The following is a 20,620-nucleotide window of genomic DNA, read 5'->3' on the forward strand; positions in this document are numbered from 1 at the left end:
CTGCAGATGTTCGGCGACAACGACATTCAGGTCTCGTTGACCGCGAACCCCTCGCACCTGGAGGCCGTCGACCCGGTGCTCGAGGGCCTGGTCCGGGCCAAGCAGGACCTGCTGAATCGCGGCGCCCACGACGACGGTGACGAGAAGGCCTTCTCGGTGGTGCCGATGATGCTGCACGGCGACGCCGCCTTCGCGGGCCAGGGCATCGTCGCCGAGACGCTCAACATGGCGGACCTGCCCGGTTACCGGGTCGACGGCCTCCAGGTGCGAGGGGTTCGCGGTCAACGAGACCTGAATGTCGTTGTCGCCGAACATCTGCAGGTAGACGCCGGTGGCGCCGAGGTGGTACTTGACGTCACCGGAACCGTGCGCCTGCGACGGGTTGAGGTTGCCCTCGAACTCGCTGAAGATCTGCGAGTAGGGCTTGCCGACGATGTTGGCCAGCACGTTGAGCCGGCCGCGGTGCGGCATCCCGATGACCACTTCGTCGAGACCGTGCTCGGCGCACTGGTCGATCGCCGCGTCCATCATCGGGATCACGCTTTCCGCACCTTCTAGCGAAAACCGTTTCTGCCCAACGTATTTTGTCTGCAAGAACGTCTCGAATGCCTCGGCGGCGTTCAGCTTGCTCAGGATGAATTTCTGCTCGGCCACCGTCGGTTTGACGTGTTTGGTCTCGACGCGCTGCTGCAGCCACTCTTGCTGCGAGGGCTCGAGGATGTGGGTGTATTCCACGCCGATGTGGCGGCAGTAGGCGTCGCGCAGCAGGCCAAGCACGTCGCGCAGCTTCTTGTACTCGCAGCCGGCGAAGCCGTTGACCTTGAACACCCGGTCGAGATCCCACAGCGTCAGCCCGTGGTTGAGGATTTCGAGGTCGGGGTGGCTGCGGAAGCGGCTGCCGTCCAGCCGCAGCGGGTCGATGTCGGCCATCAGGTGGCCGCGGTTGCGGTAGGCCGCAATCAACTCCATCACCCGGGCGTTCTTGTCGACGATCGAGTCCGGGTTGTCGGTGCTCCACCGCACCGGCAGGTACGGGTTGCCCAGTTCGCGGAAGATGTCGTCCCAGAACGCGTCCGACAGCAGCATCTCGTGGATGGCGCGCAGGAAGTCGCCGGATTCGGCACCCTGAATGATCCGGTGGTCGTACGTCGAGGTCAGCGTGATCAGCTTGCCGATTCCCAGCTCGGCGATGCGCTCCTCGCTCGCGCCCTGGAATTCGGCGGGGTATTCCATCGCGCCGACGCCGATGATGGCGCCCTGGCCGGCCATCAACCGCGGCACCGAGTGCACGGTTCCGATGGTGCCGGGGTTCGTCAGCGAAATCGTCACGCCCGCAAAGTCTTCGGCGGTCAGCTTGCCGTCGCGGGCCCGGCGCACGATGTCCTCGTAGGCGGAGACGAATTCCGCGAAGCGCATCGTCTCGCAACCCTTGATGCCGGCCACCACCAGCGAACGCTTGCCGTCCTTGCCCTGCAGGTCGATGGCCAGGCCCAGATTGGTATGGGCGGGTGTGACCGCGGTGGGCTTGCCGTCGATCTCGGCGTAGTGCCGATTCATGTTCGGGAACTGCTTGACCGCCTGCACCAGCGCGTAACCCAGCAGGTGGGTGAAGGAGATCTTGCCGCCACGGGTGCGCTTGAGCTGGTTGTTGATGACGATCCGGTTGTCGATCATCAGCTTGGCCGGGACGGCCCGAACGCTGGTGGCGGTCGGCACGTCCAGCGAGGCGGACATGTTCTTGACGACGGCGGCCGCGGCGCCGCGCAGGGTCTGCAGCTCGTCGCCTTCCGCGGGCGGGGGAGTCGGGGCTTTGGCTTTGGCCGGTGCTGCCGCGGGGGCGCTGGCGGCACCGTTGCCCGCGGCGGGCTGGGCCGGCGCCGCGGTCTGGGCGACCGGCTGGGTGACCGGCTCGGGTTTTGCTTGCGCGGCGGGTTGGCCGTCGCCGGCGCTCGAGGCCGATTCGCCGGTCGGCTCGGGGTTGTAGTCGACGAGGAACTCGTGCCAGCTCGGATCCACCGACGAGGGGTCATCGCGGAACTTGCGGTACATCTCCTCGACCAGCCATTCGTTCTGCCCGAATGGTGAACTTATGTTGCTCACGACCGCTGTTCGCCTCAATTCCTCTGTCCTGCAAGCGCTTACGCAGCTGTTGCACGGCGCCTGTACATTTCTCGGCCCCCGGATTGTGGAGCATGTCACAGCAGTGGCGATGCTCTACGTTTCCCGCCCTATAAAGGCTAACCTTTCGCCAGCAATTCGCCAGGGAGACGGGGGTCGCAGGGCGCTAGCCGGCTTCGTGGAACGGCGGCACCAGGTGCAGGGCGCGCGGCCACCGCACGGGCGGGGCGCCGAATGCCCGATCGGCGTTGCGGACGATCTTCTTGCCGGCGAAGTAGTTGCCCACGGCCCCGACGACGATCCCGATGCCCACCGGGAGCACCTTGCCGAACACCAGGGCGCCGCGCCGCAGCGTGTATCGCTTGACCCACGATTTGAACAGTCGCGAGTTCAGCCGTGACATCGACGACAGCGGCACGGCGGCCACGCTCTCGGAAATCCAGCCACCGTTGGTGCGGCTCGGGCCGAAGAGTTGGGCGACCGCTGCCTTACTGTTGTCGCCGACCAGCACCGACAACACCAGGGCCCGGCGGCGTTCCCGGTGGTCGGCGGGGATGTCGTACACCACCGCGACGGCCAACACGAAGAATGCGGTGGCTTCCAGGAACGTCACCGTTTCGGCCGCGGCGGCAGACAGCGCGCTCAGCGTGCCGATGCCGGGGATCGTCGCGACCGCGCCCACCGCCATGCCGCTGGCCGTCACCATGCCCACGTAGCGCTTCTGCAGCTTGGCGAGGATGTCGGCCGGGCTGCTGCTCGGGTGGGCGTTGCGCAGCCGGGACACATAGGCCTCGGCAGCCGGTCCCTGAATCCGTGAGCTCCGCTCGATGACCTGCGCCAAAGCCCGCGCGGAGGTCTTGGGCCGGCCGTTGGTGGGCGGCGCCTGGTCGTCGTGCGACATGCTGAAAAACCGGTTCGAAGACCGCTTCCGTCGGGCCCGCATCTTGCCTCTCCTGCAAATGGCGTCTTACCAGGCTAACGTGCGCGCTCCGGAACGCCGACCGAACATGAAACCTCCGCGTGGTGTACCCCGGATCGGGTCCGTCGCTGCCCTCAATCGCGTCAGCGGCCATAATGCAGGCTGGATGTCCGTGACGGTCCGGGGGCCCGTCGACAGACCAGCCCCCGCAGCCGGGCATCCTCGGAAGCTGAAACGAGGTGGGTAGATGACCGCGGCGACGCCTCCGTCGTCCGGGGTAACCCGGCGCGCGGCGCCGAACCCAGCCCACCTCACGAAGCGCTGGAACTTCCTCACCCAGAACTCGCCGCAATCCCAGAGGCCCTGGAACGCGCTCTGGGCGATGATGATCGGCTTCTTCATGATCATGGTCGACTCGACCATCGTCGCCATCGCGAACCCGACGATCATGACCAAGTTGCACATCGGCTACGACACGGTGGTCTGGGTGACCAGCGCCTACCTGCTGGGTTACGCGGTCGTGTTGCTGGTGGCCGGGCGGCTCGGTGACCGGTTCGGCCCCAAGAACCTGTACCTGATCGGCCTGGTGGTGTTCACCGTCGCCTCGGTCTGGTGCGGGCTGTCGGGCAGCGCCGCCATGCTGATCGCCGCCCGGGTGGTGCAGGGTGTCGGCGCCGGGGTGCTCACGCCGCAGACCTTGTCGACGATCACCCGGATCTTCCCGGCGGAGCGGCGCGGCGTCGCGGTCAGCCTGTGGGGGGCCACGGCCGGGGTCGCCAGCCTGGTGGGCCCGCTGGCCGGCGGTGTGCTGGTCGACGGGCTGGGGTGGCAGTGGATCTTCTTCGTCAACGTCCCCATCGGCGTGGCCGGGCTTGCGCTCGCGTACTGGTTGGTCCCGGTGCTGCCCACCCAGTCGCACCGGTTCGACGTGGTCGGCGTCGCGCTGTCCGGTGCGGGGATGTTCCTGATCGTGTTCGGGCTGCAACAGGGCCAGGCCGCGCACTGGCAGCCATGGATCTGGGCGATGCTGGTCGCCGGAGTCGGGTTCATGACGGTGTTCGTGTTCTGGCAGTCGATGAACACCGACGAGCCGCTGATTCCTCTGGTGATCTTCCGTGACCGCGACTTCGGCCTGTGCAACGTCGGGGTGGCCATCGTCTCGTTCGCCGCGACCGCGATGATGCTGCCGTTGACGTTCTACGCGCAGGCCGTGTGCGGGTTGTCGCCGACGCGCTCGGCCCTGCTGATCGCGCCGATGGCGATCGCCAACGGAGCGTTCGCCCCCTTCGTCGGCAGGATGGTCGACAAATACCATCCACGCCCGGTCCTCGGGTTCGGCTTCTCGGTGCTGGCGATAGCGCTGACCTGGCTCACCTTCGAGATGTCCCCAACGACACCGGTCTGGCGGCTGGTGTTGCCGTTCTTCGCGTCGGGCGTCGGGATGGCGTTCGTCTGGTCGCCACTCACCGCCACCGCGACGCGCAACCTGCCGCCGCGCCTGGCCGGCGCGGGCTCCGCCGTGTACAACTCGGTCCGCCAGCTCGGCGCGGTGCTCGGAAGCGCCGGCATGGCCGCGTTCATGACCGCACGGATCGGCGCCGAGATGCCGCCGCAGCCGTCCGGCGGTGTCGGCGAGGAGACGCCCGCCACGCTGCAACTGCCTGAGTTCCTGCGCGACCCGTTCGCGGCCGCCATGTCGCAATCGGTGCTGTTGCCCGCGTTCGTCGCGCTGTTCGGGATCGTGGCCGCCTTGTTCTTGATCGGCTATGCGCCGTCGGCCGTGGCCGGCGGCCGGTCGGAGGCGGGCGACCTGCTCGGCGACGACTATGACGACGACGACTACGTCGAATTCATCCTTCTTCGTGAACCCGAGGCCGCCCCGGCATCGCGCGCGGCGTACGGGCGCGAAAGCGGTGCCGGGGCACCGGCCGATCGGCCCGCGCGCCCGCGCCCGCCGTCCGCGTGGCACAGCCGGCACGACAAACCCGCTCCGAACGGTGGCCCAATCGGTTTCGCGCACAACGGCTCCCATGTCGACACCCGCGAGCGCTTCCGTCCGGTAACCGAGCTCTCGGCGCGCCCATACCGGTCCACCCCCCGCGATCGGCCCGCGCCGCCGCCACGGCCGCAGAACGGCTCCGCGCGCGGTCACCGGCACCGCCGCGATGCCGACGACGACCCGACCGGCTACGGTCGCCACTCGTCCGGCGACTAGGGCCGGGCCGGTCATCAGGCCGGCTGCGTCAACGCCAGAAAAGCGCCCAGCTCGATCAGCCCCGCGGGCGTGCTGGGCAGGTACTCGGTCAGCGACCCCGAGCGCACGATGACCGCCGCGTACTGGGCCCGGCTGATGGCGACGTTGAGCCGGTTCCTGTTGAGCAGGAACGACATTCCGCGTGGCACCACGTCCGCGGAAGAGGCCGTCATCGAGATGAACACCACCGGCGCCTGCCCACCCTGGAACTTGTCGACCGTGCCGACCCGGATCCCGCCGAGCCCGGCGGCGGTCAACCGCCGGCGCAGCAGCGCCACCTGGGCGTTGTAGGGCGCCAGCACCAACACGTCGGAAGCGGTCAAGGGCCGGGTGCCGTGCTCGTCGGTCCAGGGCATGCCGAGCAGTCGTTCGATTTGGCCGGTGATCGCCTCCGCCTCCTCAAGGCTCTCCGTCGAGTTGCCGTGATGCCCTACGGTGAGCGTCCGCACGCCGGGCGGGTATCCGGCAAGGCGCCGGGCGGCGGTGCACTCGTGGGAATGCAGCCTGCCCTCGTAGGACAGAGCCGACACCGCGGCGCACACCGCCGGGTGCATCCGGTACGAGAGGTCCAGGAAATATCCTCGTTCGTCGGGCAGCGTGCGCTGGCCATCCACCAGCCAGTCGAGGGCGGACGTGTCGACCGGGTCGGGATGCGTTCCCTGGCTCACCTGCGGCAGCTGCTGGGGGTCGCCGAGCAGCAACAGGTTGGCGGCGGCCGGCGCCACGGCGATGGTGTTGGCCAGACAGAATTGGCCCGCCTCGTCGATCACCAGCAGGTCCAGGCTGTCGCGCGGGACCCGATTGGCGTTGGCGAAATCCCATGCGGTTCCGCCGACTACGCAGCCCGCGGTGTCGGCGATGAAACTGGCGTAGGCGCCGCCGTCGATCTCCTGCCAGCGCGGGGCGCTGTGGTCGTTGCGCTTCTTCGCCACCCGTGCCGGCTCCAGCCCGGCGTCGATGACACAGTCCAGCAGGTTCTCGACCGCGGCATGCGATTGCGCCACCACGCCGACGCGCCAACCATGCTCGGTGACCAGGCGCTGGATCACGCGGGCGGCGGTATGCGTTTTGCCGGTGCCCGGCGGTCCATGCACCGCCAGGTACGACGAGTCCAAATCCATTACCGCGGTAGCGATGTCGGCTACCGTGTCGGCGCCACGCGGCAGCGCGGTGCCGCTGCGTGTGCGGGGCGCGCGGCGCAGCAGAATGTCAACGACGGCGTTGCGGGGTAGCTGCGGCAAGTCGGCCGCGACCGCGGCGGCCGTCGCCTCGATCGACTCGCGCAGTGCGGTCGTCGGAATCGGCGGGCCCGGGGTGAGCGCGAACGGGAGTTGGTGGAATGGCTTGCCGTCGTTGCCTACTCGCTCGACGATGGTCACCTCGGCGGGCAGCGCCGGATCATCGGCCGCGACGACCGTCGCGCGTGCGGCCGCGCGCCGCTCGGGATCGTCGGACATCCCCGGTGGCGCCGGCGGGTTGTAGAGCGCGAAGACGTCGGTCATCAGCTCCCCGCGTGCCAGTTCGCCGTGCAACTGCACCCGTCGCTGCGGCTTGCGCGCGCGGGGCGGCGTGTTCCAGTCGACGCTGACCGAGGCGCGCTCGGCGACGAAGACGTCGGTGTTGTCCGCCCACTCCTCGACGGGGAAGTTCAGCCGGTCAAAGTGTGCCCACCAGAAGGGCTTGTCCTCGCGCCGGTGGTAGCCGCGCGCCGCGGCCAGCAGTGCCACCGCCGTCTGTTCGGGCGTGCGCTCACCGACGGCGGCGTCACCGGTGAACGCCGACAAGGTCGTCGCCAACTGGTCACGGTCCTCGACGGTGTTGCCGTCCCGGACGGGCTGGGCGCCGACCGGTACGACGCCCGATTCGTAGGCGCGCAACATCAGCCAGTTACGCAGCTCCTGGGTCGAGCGGCAGTCGTAGTGGTTGTAATCCTCGATCTCCTTGAGCACCGAGGCGGCCTCGTCGCGGCGGCCGTCGGCGCGCAGTTCGCAGTACCGGGCGTAGGAGGTGATCGAACCGGTGGCCGTGGTGACGTCGCCGGCCCGCAGCTGCGCTCCCATGTAGAGCGGTTCCAGCGCCTTCAGGCTGAACGACTCCGCGCCCACGCGAATGCTCTTGCGCACCAACGGATAAAGGTCTACGAGCGTTCCGCTGCGCAGCAGTTCGTCAACCTGGTCCTCGCCCACCCCGTAGCGGCCGGCGAGCCGCAGCAGCGCGGTCTTCTCGTACGGCGCGTAGTGGTAGATGTGCATGTGCGGACGGCGCTTGCGGCGCTTGGCCACCATCGCCAGGAAATCGGTCAGGGCCTTGCGTTCGTCAACCCGGTTGTGCGCCCACAACGGGCGGAACGCGCCGGCCGGTCCCGCTTCCAGGACGCCGAACAGGTATTCCAGACCCCACTCCCGCCCGTCGACGGTCCACAGCGGGTCGCCCTCGAAGTCGAAGAACAGGTCGCCCGGGTCCGGTTCGGGTAGCAGCGTCAGCGGCTGCGGATCGACGATCTCGAACAGCGGCGCGCCGGTTTCGCGTTGCCGGACTTGAAGTTTCGCCTGGGCGGTCAGATTGCCGATGGCGCCGGACGACAGTTCCGGCAGCGAGCCGGTGTGCCGGGCGAGATCGGAGACCGTCGTGATTCCGGCGTCGATCAACTTGTCCCGCTGGCCCACTCGCATGCCGGCGACCAGTAGCAGATCGTCGGTGGCCCGCAATTGCTCGGTGCACAACGGGCAACGCAAACAGGCGCCCACGCCCTCGTCGTCCCAGCGAACCGCGGCGCCCTTGGCATGATGCTCGTCGAGAAGCCGCTGCAATCGGGCGCGCTCGGAGCAGTAGACAGGAACGAGGTCGCGGACGCGGTAACGCGCCGCCGTCCCGTCGCCCAGGTGCAGCTCGGCCTCGGGAGCCACCGGCACACCCGAGGCGGCCAGCGCGTCGGCGTACGCGGCCAGCTGCAGCAGCGCGGTGACGTTGGCCGAACGGGCCAGCTTGGTGTCGATCACTCGGTAGTGCTCGCCGTCTCGGACCAAGAAGTCGGCGAAGCCGAGGAAGCGGCCGTCGAACATGGCGGCCTGGTAGACCGCGGGCGCGCCGCCGGCGATGGCGCGCCGGGTCGCCTCGGCGGCCGCCGCGAGGCCGGCGAGCGTGTAGGCCGGGCGGCCGATGACCGCGACGTTATCGCCGAACTGGTCGCGCAGCCGGTCCAATTCGCGTCGCTCGTGTTCGTTCCCGAGGACGGCGGTCCGCGCGAGCAGGTCATCCTCGACGGTGGCGGCGGGTCCCCGGCCCAGCTTCGCGTCGAAATCCCGCAATAGCGCGTACTCGCAGCGGGCCGCGGCGGCCAGGTCCGACGCGCTGTACACGATGCTGTCGCCGGTGACGAACACAGCAGCAACTGTAGGTGAGGGGACCGACGGAACGGCGGTGTCAGTGACCCGGTGCGTTACCGATCAGCTCGACGCCGTTGCCGTTCCAGTGGAACCGCACATCGGTGTTCAACCCGTTGATGCCGCTGGGGTAGGTCAGCGCCACCGTGTCGCCGGTGGTCTGCGACGCGTCGACGCCGTTGAACCCGTAGGTGTCGGGAACCCCCTGCGGGATGAACTGCCCGAGGTGGAACAGCACCGCTCGGGTGGTGGGGTTGACGGCGTTGGTGTTGGCCTTGATGATCACGGCCGACAGCTGGGCGCACTGGTTGTAGTTGCCGGCCAGGGGCTCCGGGTTCCAGCCTTGCTGGCTGCGCGGGTCGCGCGGGAGCTCGGAGACCACCTTCGCGATCGTGGGGGAGGCGAGGTTGACCGCGCACGGGTCCGCCGGCGCCGCGCTGCTGCCGGGCGGCGCGGCGGCGCCGGAGGGCTGAGCCGGGGCGGTGATGGACGGGGTGTCCGTAGTCGTCGTGGCCTGCGGCGTCTTGGCGACCGTGGAGTCTCCCGAACCACAGCCGGTCAACGTCATGGCGATCAACGCGAGAGCGGCCGAGCCGGTCAGTGGCTCGGTACGGCGGGGTATCGACCACACATCGCGCACCGTACCGTCATCCCGCGCGCCGGTGTGACAGGCATGGCCGGGCCCGGCGCAGCTGTGCTCATGATCACGGGGCCACGACCACTAGACTCCTTGGACGATGACCCTCCCGGACACCTCGCCTGAGGCTGCCTCTCCGACGTTTGCCGACCTGCAGATCCACCCCTCGGTGCTGCGGGCGATCGCCGACGTCGGCTACGAGTCACCCACGGGCATCCAAGCGGCGACGATTCCGGCGCTGATGGAGGGCTCGGACGTGGTCGGTCTCGCCCAGACCGGCACCGGCAAGACCGCGGCATTCGCGATCCCGATCCTGTCCAAGATCGACGCCACCAGCAAGGCGACTCAGGCGCTCGTGCTGGCCCCCACCCGGGAACTGGCCCTGCAAGTGGCCGAGGCGTTCAGCCGGTATGGGGCCCACCTGCCGAAGATCAACGTGCTGCCGATCTACGGCGGTTCCTCCTACACGGTTCAGCTGGCCGGGCTGCGGCGCGGCGCCCAGGTGGTGGTCGGTACTCCCGGCCGGGTGATCGACCATCTCGAACGCGGGACGCTGGACCTCTCGCACGTCGACTACCTGGTGCTCGACGAGGCCGACGAGATGCTCACCATGGGCTTCGCCGAGGACGTCGAACGCATCCTGGCCGACACCCCCGAGTACAAACAGGTCGCTCTGTTCTCGGCGACCATGCCGGCGGCGATCCGCAAGCTCACCACCAAGTACCTGCACGATCCGCTCGAGGTCACCACCAAAGCGAAAACGGCTACCGCGGAGAACATTTCACAGCGCTACATCCAGGTCGCCGGTCCGCGCAAGATGGACGCGCTGACCCGGGTGCTGGAAGTCGAGCCGTTCGAGGCGATGATCGTCTTCGTGCGCACCAAGCAGGCGACCGAGGAAGTCGCGGAAAAGTTAAGGGCCCGAGGCTTTTCGGCGGCGGCCATCAACGGCGACATCCCCCAGGGGCAGCGGGAGCGGACCGTCGCCGCGCTGAAAGACGGCGGAATCGACATCCTGGTCGCCACCGACGTGGCCGCGCGGGGGCTGGACGTGGAGCGGATATCGCACGTCCTCAACTACGACATCCCGCACGACACCGAGTCCTACGTGCACCGCATCGGACGCACCGGGCGGGCCGGGCGCTCGGGGACGGCGCTGCTGTTCGTCTCCCCGCGGGAGCGCCACCTGCTCAAGGCGATCGAAAAGGCAACGCGCCAAACGCTCACCGAGTCCGAGCTGCCCACCGTCGAGGACGTCAACGCCCAGCGGGTGGCGAAGTTCGCCGATTCCATCACCACCGCGTTGGGCCGTCCGGGAATCGAGCTGTTCCGCAAGCTGGTCGAGGACTACGAACGTGAGCACGACGTCCCGTTGGCCGACATAGCCGCGGCCCTGGCGCTGCAGTCCCGCGACGGCGAAGAGTTCTTGATGTCGCCCGAGCCGCCGCGCGAGCGGCGCGAGCGGCACACCGAACATCGCGAGCGTCCCGAAAAGCCAAGGCAAACAAAGCCCTTCACCACCTACCGCATCGCGGTGGGCAAGCGGCACAAGATCGGTCCCGGCTCGATTGTCGGCGCCATCGCCAACGAGGGCGGTTTGCATCGAAGCGATTTCGGCCACATCGCGATCGGCCCGGACTTCTCGCTGGTGGAGTTGCCGGCCAAGCTGCCCAAGTCGACGCTGAAAAAACTTGAGCACACCCGCATTTCGGGTGTGCTGATCAACCTTCAGCCGGACCGGTCGGCGAACAAGCCCCGCAGCCGGGACGGCGGAAAGCCGCGCAGGAAACACACCGGATGACCCTGTCCGAAGAAGAATCCGAAGAAGACGCCCAGGGCGGACTCGAGCAGACCGCCCACGTCGACCGGGTCGCCTCCCTCACCGGAATCCGTGCCGTCGCCGCGCTTCTCGTCGTCGGCACCCACGCGGCCTATACCACCGGCAAGTACACCCACGGCTATTGGGGCCTGGTCGGCTCCCGGCTGGAGATCGGCGTACCGATCTTCTTCGTGCTGTCCGGCTTCCTGCTGTTCCGGCCGTGGTTGAAATCAGCCGCCACCGGCGGGCCGCCACCGTCGCTGAGTCGCTATGCACGGAACCGGGTTCGGCGCATCATGCCGGCCTACGTCGTCACCGTGCTGTTCGCCTACGTGCTGTACCACTTCCGCGAGGCGGGACCCAACCCCGGACACACTTGGCTCGGCCTGGTGCGCAACCTGACGCTGACGCAGATCTACTGCAACGGCTACCTGGGGAAGTACCTCCATCAGGGCCTGACGCAGATGTGGAGCCTCGCGGTGGAAGCGTCCTTCTACGTGCTACTCCCGCTGCTGGCATACCTGCTGTTGGTAGTCGTCTGCCGGCGGCGGTGGCAGCCGAGGTTACTGCTGTTCGCGCTGTCCGCGCTGACGCTGATCAGCCCGGCCTGGCTGGTCCTCGTACACACCGATCACTGGTTCCCCGACGGCGCGCGGCTGTGGCTGCCCACCTACCTGGCCTGGTTCCTTGCCGGGATGCTGCTGGCCGTGCTGCAGGCGATGGGCGTGCGCGGCTACGCGTTCGTGGCCATACCGCTGGCCGTCGTCTGCTACTTCATCGTGTCCACTCCCATCGCCGGCGCTCCCACCACGTCGCCGGCGACGCTGAGCGAGGCCCTGTTCAAGACCTGTTTCTACGCCGTGATCGCCGCGCTCGCGGTGGCGCCGCTGGCCCTGGGGGACCACGGTTGGTATTGGCGGCTGCTGGCGACGCGGCCGATGGTGTGGCTGGGGGAGATCTCCTACGAAATCTTCCTCATCCACCTGATCACCATGGAATTCGCCATGGTCTACGTCGTGCGCGCCCACGTGTACACGGGTTCGATGCTCGGACTCTTCGTCGCGACGATGGTGCTGACCATCCCCTTGGCCTGGCTGCTGCACCGCTTCACGCGCGTGCGGGCTTGAGCGGTTGGGCGGCGCCTACCCCCGGGCGGATACCGGCGTGACGATCGGGACGACGAATTCTTCGATCATCGCCCGCTCGTCGGCGTCGTCTCGACCGGGGAACTGCAGCAGCGAGGTGATCACTCGCACCATCCATCGCGCCCGGCGCTCGACGACGGCGGGGTCTTCGGGCCCGAGCGAGCCGATGAACGCGGCGGCCAGGGCGGTGATGACCTCGGACTGCCCGGCGACCTCGGCGCCGATCGGTGGCCGGGTGATGGCGAACCATGAGGCCAACGCCGGATTGCCGCGAACCATCCGCAGCGTGGCGGTGATGCTCGCGACCAGTCGTTCCCGGGGATCGTCGATGCCGCCGATCTCCTCCTTGATCGCACGGCTGAGCCGGCGGGTCTCGCGATGCACGTAGGCGGTTTTCAACGCCTCGCGGTTCTCGAAGTACCGGTACAGTGTCGCCCGGGAACAGCCTGCGGCCCTGGCGATTTCGTTCATGCCGATCGAGTCCTGGTCCCGCTCGGTGTAGAGCTGCTCGGCCGCGTCGAGGATCCGGTCGGCGGCCGCCTCGGTACGGTGCGCCCCCAGCCAGTCGTTCGCCATCAGGACCCCGTCCGGATCGGCACGGAGAGCGGGCGCCGCACATAACTGCCGCCCGACCAGACGATCGCGGACTCATCGACCTCGAAATCCGGGCAACGGCTGAGCAGTTCGGTCAGGGCGACCCGGGACTGCATCCGTGCCGCTGCCGCGCCCAGGCAATGGTGTGCGCCGTGGCTGAAGGTCATGATGTTGCGCGGGCGGCGGGTGACGTCAAGCTCGCCGGCGTTCGGGCCATATTGGCGCTCATCTCGATTGGCCGACCCGTACAGCAGCATCACCTTGCGGCCGGCGGGGATGGTGGTGTCGCCGATCGTCACGTCGCGGGTGGTCGTGCGGGCCAGTCCCTGCACCGGCGAGGTCAGTCGCAGCAGTTCCTCGACGGCGTCGGGAATCAGCCCCAGGTCGTCGACGACAAGCCGCCGCTGATCCGGGCGCTCATGTAGCAAAGGCATTGAGCCACCGAGCATTCCGGTGACAGTGTCGTTGCCGCCGGTGACCATCGTGAACGTGAAGGCCAACACCGACAGGGTCCCGGCGATGTCGCCGTCGGCCCCTACCCCCGCGGCGACCAGGTGAGAGATGGTGTCGTCCTCCGGCTCGGTCCGGCGCCGCTCGATCAACTCGGTGAAGTAGGCCATCATCGACCCGACTGCACCGCCGACCGTCTCCAGCGCCGCGCCGATCCCTCCGTCCGCCGTATTTCCCGCAACAATGGCCTCGGTCCAGCCATCGAACTGAACCCTATCCTCTTCGGGCACACCGAGGTAATGCGCGACCACCATCGACGGCAGCGGTTTGAACAGCTCGGTGACGATGTCGCCGCCGCCGTTCGCGCGCAGCCGCTCGATGCGCTCGACGACGAACTCGCGCACCTTGGGCTCCACCGCCTCCACCTGTCGCGGCGTGAAGCCGCGCGACACCAGTTTCCGGAACTCGGTGTGCACCGGCGGATCCTGCATCACAAACGGTGGATTGTCTTGCAGCCCAATCATGTCCAGGTCGCCGTAGTTGACGGTCAGTCCCTGCGCGGAGGAGAACGTCTCGTGGTCGCGGGCGGCGGCCCACACGTCCGCGTGCCGGGACAGCACGTAATAGTCGTGCTCGGGCCGTCTGGCCGGGACGACGTGGTGCACCGGATCGTGGTCGCGAAGCGCGCGGTACATCGGCCAGGGATCCGCCCAGGTGTCGGCGGTCGCCAGCTCGAACATGACCGGCGCATTGTGAGACATAACCGGAGTCATGTCTCATTCGTACGACACACAGGCCAGAATGTCAATGCGGCCGCGGCGAGTGTGCGGCCAGCCGCACGCTGAGCACCGAGTGTGCGGGCGGCCGCACACTCACTCGAGTAGGAGCAAAGCCCTAGATCCCCGCGCCCGGGTTGAGGATGCCCTGCGGGTCCAGGGCCTGCTTGATCCGCCGGTTCAGGTCCATCACCTCGGGCCCGAGATAGCCGGCCAGCCACGGGCGCTTCAACCGGCCGACGCCGTGCTCGCCGGTGATCGTCCCACCGAGCCCGACGGCCAGGTCCATGATCTCGCCGAAGGCGAGGTGAGCCCGCTTGGTCATCGCGGCGTCCGCGGGGTCGTACACGATCAACGGGTGAGTGTTGCCGTCACCGGCGTGGGCGATCACCGAGATGGTCAGGTCACGCTCGGCGGCGATGCGGGCGATGCCGGTGACCAGTCTGCCCAGCGCCGGCAGCGGGACGCCGACGTCCTCGAGCAGTAGCGATCCCTTCGCCTCGACCGCGGGGATGCAGAACCGGCGGGCGGCGACGAACGCTTCGCCCTCGTCGGGGTCGTCGGTCGAAAACACTTCCGTCGCACCGTTTTCGGTGAACACCGCGGCTATTACCTCGGCGTCCTCACTGCCCGCCCCGCCGCGCTCGTCGGACCCGGCAACCAGCATCGCGGCCGCGCCCCTGTCCAGATCCATGCGCAAGGTGTCCTCGACGGCGTTGATGGCCACCGAGTCCATGAACTCCAGCATCGACGGGCGCAACCGCGCGGTGACCCCGAGCACCGCATCGACCGCCGCCTCGACCGTGGCGAAGGCGGCCACCACGATGCTGGACGCGTTCTGCTTGGGCACCAGTCGCAGTGTGACCTCGGTGACGACGCCCAGGGTGCCTTCGCTGCCGACGAAAAGCTTCGTCAGGGACAGCCCGGCGACGTCCTTGAGTCGGGGGCCGCCGAGCCGGACCGCCGTGCCGTCGGCCAGCACCACCTGCATGCCCAGCACGTAGTCGGTGGTGACGCCGTATTTGACGCAACACAGGCCACCGGCGTTGGTGGCGATGTTGCCGCCGATGCTGCAGATCTCGAACGACGACGGATCCGGGGGATACCACAGGCCGTGCTCGGCGGCGGCCGTCTTGACCTCGGCATTGAACAGCCCGGGCTGGCACACCGCGGTGCGGGTGACCGGGTCGACCGTGATGTCGCGCATCTTCTCCGTCGACAGGACGATCCCGTTGTCCAGCGCTGTCGCCCCGCCGGACAGGCCGCTGCCGGCGCCCCGGGTCACCACCGGCACCCGGTGGGCGCTGGCCCAGCGCAGCACGGTCTGCACGTGTTCGGTGCACCGCGGCCGGACCACGGCCAACGGTTTGCCGGCCGACGGGTCGAAGGCGCGGTCCTGGCGGTAACCCTCGGTCACGGTCGGGTCGGTGACGACTATGCCGTCGGGCAGGCCGGCGATGAGCTCGGCCAGGACATCAGCGGTCACGGACCGATCCTACGGGCCCTTCGGCGCTGTACAGTTGAGCGATTCTGGCGAAAGGTGGGTCAGAGATGTTCGGACGGCGAGATCTCAGCAAAGTCGGTATCCGCGCGTTTGCGGACGTCCTCGCCGCCGAGCAGTCGGCGATCGCCGTCACGATCGGCAACCCGAACCTGGTCAACAACACCGAAGTTCGCTGGAAGCTGCTGCTGCGGGTCACGCCGGACACCGAACCGCCGTTCGAGGCCAGCCTCACCGCGCTGCTACCTCAACTCAGCCCACCGCGTCCGGGCATGAGGGTGCCGGTGCTCTACGACCCCAAGGACCACAGCCGCGTCCAACTGGACCATCAGCCGGCCGAGACGGCCGATGTCGCAATCGACGCCGTGACCTCGGCCCGTCCCGACCTCGCGGGCGCTCAGGTCATGGGTATGCCGATGGCCGACGTCATCCGCCAGGCCATTGCCGATCCGACCGCATTCCGGGACGAGATGATGCGGCGCGGAGCCGAGATGCAGCAGCAGGCGCTCAACGCCATGCAGGCGCCACAGGCCCAACCGGGTGCGGACCCGGTCGAGCGGCTCGAGAGGCTGGCCGCGCTGAAAGACCGGGGGCTGCTCACCGATGAGGAATTCGAGCAGCAAAAGCGCAAGATCCTCGCCGACTGACGTATCACAACGGCGTTTGCGCCTCGGACTCCGGCGCCCGGTCCAACTCCCGCAGCGACGGCAGCCGCAAGGCCGACAAGCCGATCAGCAGAATCGGCACCGCCAGCGCCAGGAAGGTGACCTTCAACCCGGCGGTGTCGGCGAGCGGACCGGCCACCAGCAGGCCCAAGGGCCCGGCGGCATAGGTCAGCCCCGCCATCACGCCGACCACCCTGCCGCGCAGATGGTGCGGCGCCCGGGTCTGCATGACGTAGTTGTAGATGGGCTGGATCGGCCCATAGACCAGGCCGGTCACCGCGCAGAGCAGCAGAATCACCGGCAGCGGCGGCAGGAATGCGATGCCCGCCGTCGCCGCGCCGAAGGTCAGGGTGGCCGTCAGCACGGCCGTACGCCGCCGGGTGTATTTCGAGAGCGCCGCATAACCCAGGGCGCCCGCCACACCGCCGACCGCGAGCGCCATCAGCGCCCAACCCAGCTCCGCGGGCTGGTGCTGTTCGGCGAAATACTTTGGGAACAGCACACTTTCCATAGGCAGGTACAACGCGGTGACGGCCAGGTCGATCAGGCCGAGCGTCCGGAGCACCCGCAGACTCCAGACGAACCGCAGGCCTTCGACGATGCCGGAGACCAACCCGTCGGGGCGGGTCGCGTGGTGGGGCTTGCCGGTACCGTCGAGCCGCAGCGCACCAATAGCCAACAGCGACAAGCCGAAACAACCCGCCGTGACCCACATGGTGTTGACGCCGCCGACCGCTGCGATCATCAGGCCGCCAATGCCGGGGCCCACCATGAAACCGAGGTTGAGGATCGCCTCGTAGAGGCTGTTGGTGCGATCCAGCGACCAGCCCGCGCGGTCGGCGGCCTCGGGCAGCATCGACTGGCGCGCGGTCATCCCGGCCGGGTCGAAGGTGGCCGCGCAGAAGGCGACCCCGGCCAGCTCGGCGACGTTGAGCGCCTCGGCGCCGAACAGCCAGGCAGTCACGGGGACGGCGCTCACCGCCACGCCGGAGAGCGAATCGGAAACGAGCGAGATCCGGCGGCGCCCGAAAAAGTCGACCGCGGTGCCGGCGACCAGGGTGGACAGCACCAGTGGCAGCGTCATGGCCGCGGCCACGATCGACGCGTCGCGCGCGCGATCATGATGCTGCAACGCCAGCCACGGAAACGCGATCACCGAGATGCCGGTACCGGCCGTCGCCATCAGCGTGGCGGACAGGATCAGAAACGCCGGGCCGCGGCTCGTATGGCTCATGAGATGTCCCGGGGAGAACTTAGCCGCCGATTTGCGGCGCGACCACTGAATATTCGGGGCGTTCGGCCGCCGCCTACCGGTTCACTGCAGGATGTTCATGTGCTCGTCCACCCTCGTACCGGCCAGGCGTTCGATTCTCCAGTGGTTCCCGGCACCGGATGGCCGGGTGATCCGGCGACCCCGCAGACCACCGTGGCCGCCGATGCCGCACAGGTCGCCGCGCTCGCTCCGCACGCCGCGTCGATCCCCGAGCTCGACGCCCTGATCAGCGTCTGCCGCGCCTGCCCGCGGCTGGTGGAATGGCGCGAAGACGTGGCCGTCCTCAAGCGCCGCGCCTTCGCCGACCAGCCGTATTGGGGCCGGCCCGTTCCGGGCTGGGGGTCGGAGCGACCGCGGCTGTTGATCGTCGGGTTGGCGCCCGCCGCGCACGGGGCCAACCGGACAGGACGCATGTTCACCGGCGACCGGTCCGGCGATCAGCTTTACGCGGCGTTGCACCGGGCCGGGCTGGTGAACCAACCGACCAGCGTGGATGGCGCGGATGGATTGCGGGCCAACGGGGTTCGCATCGCGGCGCCGGTGCGGTGCGCGCCTCCGGCCAATGCGCCGACGCCGGCGGAGCGCGACACCTGCTGGCCCTGGCTGGAGGCCGAATGGCGGCTGGTGTCCGATCATGTGCGCACGATCGTGGCGTTGGGCGGCTTCGCCTGGCAAATCGCGCTGCGCCTGCCGGGCGCGTCCGCCATGCGCAAACCGCGGTTCGGCCACGGTGTGGTAGCGCAATTCGCCCCTGGTGTGCGGTTACTCGGTTGCTACCACCCAAGCCAGCAAAACATGTTTACCGGTAGGTTGACACCAGCAATGCTCGACGACGTTTTCCGAGACGCGAAAAGGCTGGCAGGGATCAAGTGACTGACGTTCTGATTTCCGGCGCGAGCGTGGCCGGTGCAACGGCGGCTTATTGGCTTGGACGGCACGGCTATTCGGTCACCGTGGTGGAGCGGCACTCCGGGCCGCGGCCGGGCGGTCAGGCGATCGACGTGCGCGGGCCGGCGCTGGGAGTGCTGGAACGCATGGGGCTGCTGGCTGCCGCCCAAAAACGGAAGACGCAAATTCGCGGCGCTTCCGTCGTCGACCGCGACGGCAACGAGCTCTCCCGAGACACGGAGTCCACGCCCACCGGCGGGCCCATCGACAGTCCCGATATCGAGCTCTTGCGTGACGACCTCGTCGAATTGTTGTACGGCGCAAGCCAATGGACGGCCGAATACATCTTCGATGACACCATCACCGGCTTGGACGACGACGGCGCGGCCGTCAACGTGACCTTCGAACGTGCTCCTGGCCGCAGCTTCGACCTGGTCATCGGGGCGGACGGACTGCACTCGAACGTGCGCCGACTGGTGTTCGGCCCCGAGGAGCAATTCATCGAGCGGCTGGGCACTTACGCGGCGATCTTCACCGTGCCCAATTTCCTCGGTTTGGACTATTGGCAGACCTGGCATTACGGGGATTCGACGATGGCCGGGGTCTACAGCGCCCGCAACAACAGCGAGGCCCGCGCCATGCTGGGTTTCATGGACACCGACCTGCGCATCGACTACCGCGATACCGAGGCGCAGTTCGCCGAGCTGGAGCGGCGGATGGCCGACGACGGGTGGGTGCGTCCGCAACTGCTGGAGTACATGCGCGGCGCACCGGATTTCTACTTCGACGAGATGTCCCAGATCAAGATGGATCGTTGGTCGACGGGCCGGTTGGCGCTGGTGGGCGATGCCGGGTATTGCTGTTCGCCGTTGTCGGGCCAGGGAACCAGCGTCGCTCTCCTGGGCGGCTACATCCTGGCCGGCGAACTCGCCGCCGCGGGTGACGATTACGAACTCGGCTTCGCCAACTACCACAAAGAGTTCAGTGACTACGTCAAGCGGAACCAATGGCTGGTCGTCGACAACATCCCGGGTGGGGCACCGATCCCGCAGGAGGTCTTCGACCGCATCGTCAGCTCGATCACGCTCAAGGACTACTGACCGCCGGGAACGTTCGCGGGCCCGAAGGCGTTGACGCGAACGTGCGTCTTTCCGTTCTTGATCTCGTCCCGCTGCGCACCGACCAGACGACCAGCGATGCGCTCGCCGCGACCGTGCAGCTGGCACAGGCCGCGGACCGCCTGGGTTTCACGCGCTACTGGGTCGCCGAGCACCACAACATGCCGTCCGTCGGCGCCACCAGCCCGCCGGTCCTGATCGCCTATCTGGCCGCGCAGACCACGCAGCTGCGGCTGGGGTCCGGCGGTGTGATGCTGCCCAATCACGCGCCGCTGGCGGTGGCCGAGCAGTTCGCCCTGCTGGAAGCCGCCGCGCCGGGCCGCATCGACCTGGGCATCGGCCGCGCGCCCGGTTCCGACCCGGTGACCGCCTACGCGCTGCGCGGCGGCCGCGGCGAAGAAGACATCGAGAACTTTCCGGAGTATCTCGACGACGTGGCGGCGCTGATGAGCGCGCGCGGCGTGGTGGTGCCGCTGCGCTCGGGGGACTATCGCCTCAAGGCGACCCCGGCGGCGGCCGGTGAGCCCCGCCTCTGGCTGCTGGGCTCGTCGATGTACTCGGCGCACCTGGCCGCCGCCAAGGGGCTGCCGTACGTCTTCGCGCATCACTTCTCCGGCACCGGAACCGAAGAGGCGCTCGAGCTCTATCGATCCCGATTCAAGCCGAGCGCCCTAACGCCCGAGCCGGTGACGTTTTTGACGGTGAACGCCGCCGTGGCCGAAACACGCGAAGAGGCAACGGCATTGATGATGCCCAACCTGCAGATCATGGCCAAGCTTCGCACCGGAGAGCCCCTCGGCCCGGTGCCCCTGGTCGAGGAAGCCCAAGGCGCCGAGCTGACGCCGCAGCAGCAGCACATCGTTGCGAGCGGGCTGCAACGAGCGGTCCTCGGTACACCCGCCGAGGCCGCCGACCAGTTGCGGGCGCTTGCGCAACGGTTCGCCGTCGACGAGGTGATGGTGCATCCGGTCGCCTCGGCGCGCCGCGGCACCGACCCGGCCACCGCGCCGGCACGGGTGCTGACCCTGGAATTGCTGGCCAAGGAGTTGTTCTAACCGGTCAGTCCGTCACAGCCGAACG

Annotated in this window: 14 protein-coding genes and 2 pseudogenes; 8 read left to right on the forward strand and 8 right to left on the reverse strand. The window is 68.3% G+C overall.

Features of this window, described 5'->3' with window-relative positions; all coding sequences use genetic code 11:
- Positions 1 to 6: 6 nt before the first annotated feature.
- Positions 7 to 192, forward strand: a pseudogene (locus A5709_RS27540) (hypothetical protein); the annotation flags it as partial.
- Between the two features lie 15 nt (positions 193 to 207).
- Here the strand turns inward: A5709_RS27540 and A5709_RS15165 are convergent.
- Together A5709_RS15165 and A5709_RS15170 are read right to left on the reverse strand one after the other, a co-directional pair.
- Positions 208 to 2,100: pseudogene (locus A5709_RS15165) on the reverse strand (multifunctional oxoglutarate decarboxylase/oxoglutarate dehydrogenase thiamine pyrophosphate-binding subunit/dihydrolipoyllysine-residue succinyltransferase subunit); the annotation flags it as partial.
- 184 nt (positions 2,101 to 2,284) lie between these two features.
- Positions 2,285 to 3,061, reverse strand: coding sequence for a hypothetical protein (locus tag A5709_RS15170; protein ID WP_067946001.1), 777 nt, complete (start codon positions 3,059 to 3,061; stop codon positions 2,285 to 2,287).
- Between the two features lie 223 nt (positions 3,062 to 3,284).
- Between A5709_RS15170 and A5709_RS15175 the strand changes: the two genes are divergently transcribed.
- On the forward strand, positions 3,285 to 5,252 hold the full coding sequence (locus tag A5709_RS15175; RefSeq protein WP_068120558.1) for an MFS transporter: 1,968 nt from the start codon (positions 3,285 to 3,287) through the stop codon (positions 5,250 to 5,252).
- A 14-nt stretch (positions 5,253 to 5,266) separates the two neighbouring features.
- On the opposite strand, the gene A5709_RS15180 is transcribed toward A5709_RS15175, so the two are convergent.
- Both A5709_RS15180 and A5709_RS15185 read right to left on the reverse strand, forming a co-directional pair.
- Entirely contained in the window at positions 5,267 to 8,674 is a 3,408-nt protein-coding gene (locus A5709_RS15180; protein ID WP_068120559.1) for a TM0106 family RecB-like putative nuclease, read from the reverse strand.
- A 40-nt stretch (positions 8,675 to 8,714) separates the two neighbouring features.
- Positions 8,715 to 9,314, reverse strand: a complete 600-nt coding sequence (locus A5709_RS15185; RefSeq protein ID WP_067949413.1) for an LppP/LprE family lipoprotein — start codon at positions 9,312 to 9,314, stop codon at positions 8,715 to 8,717.
- A gap of 97 nt (positions 9,315 to 9,411) precedes the next feature.
- Here A5709_RS15185 and A5709_RS15190 point away from each other — a divergent pair, with 97 nt between their 5' ends.
- A complete protein-coding gene (locus tag A5709_RS15190) occupies positions 9,412 to 11,112 on the forward strand; it encodes a DEAD/DEAH box helicase (protein WP_067949411.1) in 1,701 nt (566 codons plus the stop codon).
- On the forward strand, positions 11,109 to 12,257 hold the full coding sequence (locus tag A5709_RS15195; protein ID WP_068120560.1) for an acyltransferase: 1,149 nt from the start codon (positions 11,109 to 11,111) through the stop codon (positions 12,255 to 12,257). The genes A5709_RS15190 and A5709_RS15195 overlap by 4 nt, the downstream gene beginning before the upstream one ends.
- A 15-nt stretch (positions 12,258 to 12,272) precedes the next feature.
- Here the strand turns inward: A5709_RS15195 and A5709_RS15200 are convergent, their stop codons facing one another.
- The 3 genes from A5709_RS15200 to A5709_RS15210 form a co-directional block, all read right to left on the reverse strand.
- The gene (locus A5709_RS15200; RefSeq protein WP_156673335.1) at positions 12,273 to 12,854 is read right to left on the reverse strand and encodes a TetR/AcrR family transcriptional regulator; all 582 of its coding nucleotides are present in this window, start codon (positions 12,852 to 12,854) and stop codon (positions 12,273 to 12,275) included.
- On the reverse strand, positions 12,851 to 14,092 hold the full coding sequence (locus A5709_RS15205) for a cytochrome P450 (RefSeq protein WP_197520156.1): 1,242 nt from the start codon (positions 14,090 to 14,092) through the stop codon (positions 12,851 to 12,853). The genes A5709_RS15200 and A5709_RS15205 overlap by 4 nt, the downstream gene beginning before the upstream one ends.
- A gap of 121 nt (positions 14,093 to 14,213) precedes the next feature.
- Positions 14,214 to 15,581 carry an FAD-binding oxidoreductase gene (locus tag A5709_RS15210; RefSeq protein WP_068120561.1) on the reverse strand — a complete coding sequence of 456 codons (1,368 nt, stop codon included), beginning with the start codon at positions 15,579 to 15,581 and terminating at the stop codon, positions 14,214 to 14,216.
- A gap of 65 nt (positions 15,582 to 15,646) precedes the next feature.
- On the opposite strand from A5709_RS15210, the gene A5709_RS28485 reads away from it, so the two are divergent.
- Positions 15,647 to 16,243 (forward strand): SHOCT domain-containing protein, encoded by a 597-nt coding sequence (locus A5709_RS28485; RefSeq protein WP_067949394.1) that lies wholly within the window; start codon positions 15,647 to 15,649, stop codon positions 16,241 to 16,243.
- Between the two features lie 4 nt (positions 16,244 to 16,247).
- On the opposite strand, the gene A5709_RS15220 is transcribed toward A5709_RS28485, so the two are convergent.
- Positions 16,248 to 17,495 carry an MFS transporter gene (locus tag A5709_RS15220; RefSeq protein WP_068120563.1) on the reverse strand — a complete coding sequence of 416 codons (1,248 nt, stop codon included), beginning with the start codon at positions 17,493 to 17,495 and terminating at the stop codon, positions 16,248 to 16,250.
- 84 nt (positions 17,496 to 17,579) lie between these two features.
- On the opposite strand from A5709_RS15220, the gene A5709_RS15225 reads away from it, so the two are divergent.
- The 3 genes from A5709_RS15225 to A5709_RS15235 are packed head-to-tail and all read left to right on the forward strand — an operon-like array spanning position 17,580 to position 20,595.
- Positions 17,580 to 18,407 carry a uracil-DNA glycosylase gene (locus tag A5709_RS15225; protein WP_068120589.1) on the forward strand — a complete coding sequence of 276 codons (828 nt, stop codon included), beginning with the start codon at positions 17,580 to 17,582 and terminating at the stop codon, positions 18,405 to 18,407.
- Entirely contained in the window at positions 18,404 to 19,522 is a 1,119-nt protein-coding gene (locus A5709_RS15230) for an FAD-binding protein (RefSeq protein ID WP_068120564.1), read from the forward strand. The genes A5709_RS15225 and A5709_RS15230 overlap by 4 nt, the downstream gene beginning before the upstream one ends.
- Before the next feature lie 41 nt (positions 19,523 to 19,563).
- Positions 19,564 to 20,595, forward strand: a complete 1,032-nt coding sequence (locus A5709_RS15235) for an LLM class flavin-dependent oxidoreductase (RefSeq protein WP_068120565.1) — start codon at positions 19,564 to 19,566, stop codon at positions 20,593 to 20,595.
- The last annotated feature ends 25 nt before the right edge of the window (positions 20,596 to 20,620 follow it).

Origin of the sequence: Mycobacterium sp. E1386 (genome assembly GCF_001672745.1) — a bacterium.
Taxonomy (GTDB): Bacteria; Actinomycetota; Actinomycetes; order Mycobacteriales; family Mycobacteriaceae; genus Mycobacterium.

Bases quoted from the DNA above. Each gene is read 5' to 3' on its own strand.
- A5709_RS15170 (WP_067946001.1), bottom strand. From the start codon at position 3,061: ATGCGGGCCCGACGGAAGCGGTCTTCGAACCGGTTTTTCAGCATGTCG.
- A5709_RS15175 (WP_068120558.1), top strand. From the start codon at position 3,285: ATGACCGCGGCGACGCCTCCGTCGTCCGGGGTAACCCGGCGCGCGGCG.
- A5709_RS15190 (WP_067949411.1), top strand. From the start codon at position 9,412: ATGACCCTCCCGGACACCTCGCCTGAGGCTGCCTCTCCGACGTTTGCC.
- A5709_RS15195 (WP_068120560.1), top strand. From the start codon at position 11,109: ATGACCCTGTCCGAAGAAGAATCCGAAGAAGACGCCCAGGGCGGACTC.
- A5709_RS15205 (WP_197520156.1), bottom strand. From the start codon at position 14,092: ATGACTCCGGTTATGTCTCACAATGCGCCGGTCATGTTCGAGCTGGCG.
- A5709_RS28485 (WP_067949394.1), top strand. From the start codon at position 15,647: ATGTTCGGACGGCGAGATCTCAGCAAAGTCGGTATCCGCGCGTTTGCG.
- A5709_RS15220 (WP_068120563.1), bottom strand. From the start codon at position 17,495: ATGAGCCATACGAGCCGCGGCCCGGCGTTTCTGATCCTGTCCGCCACG.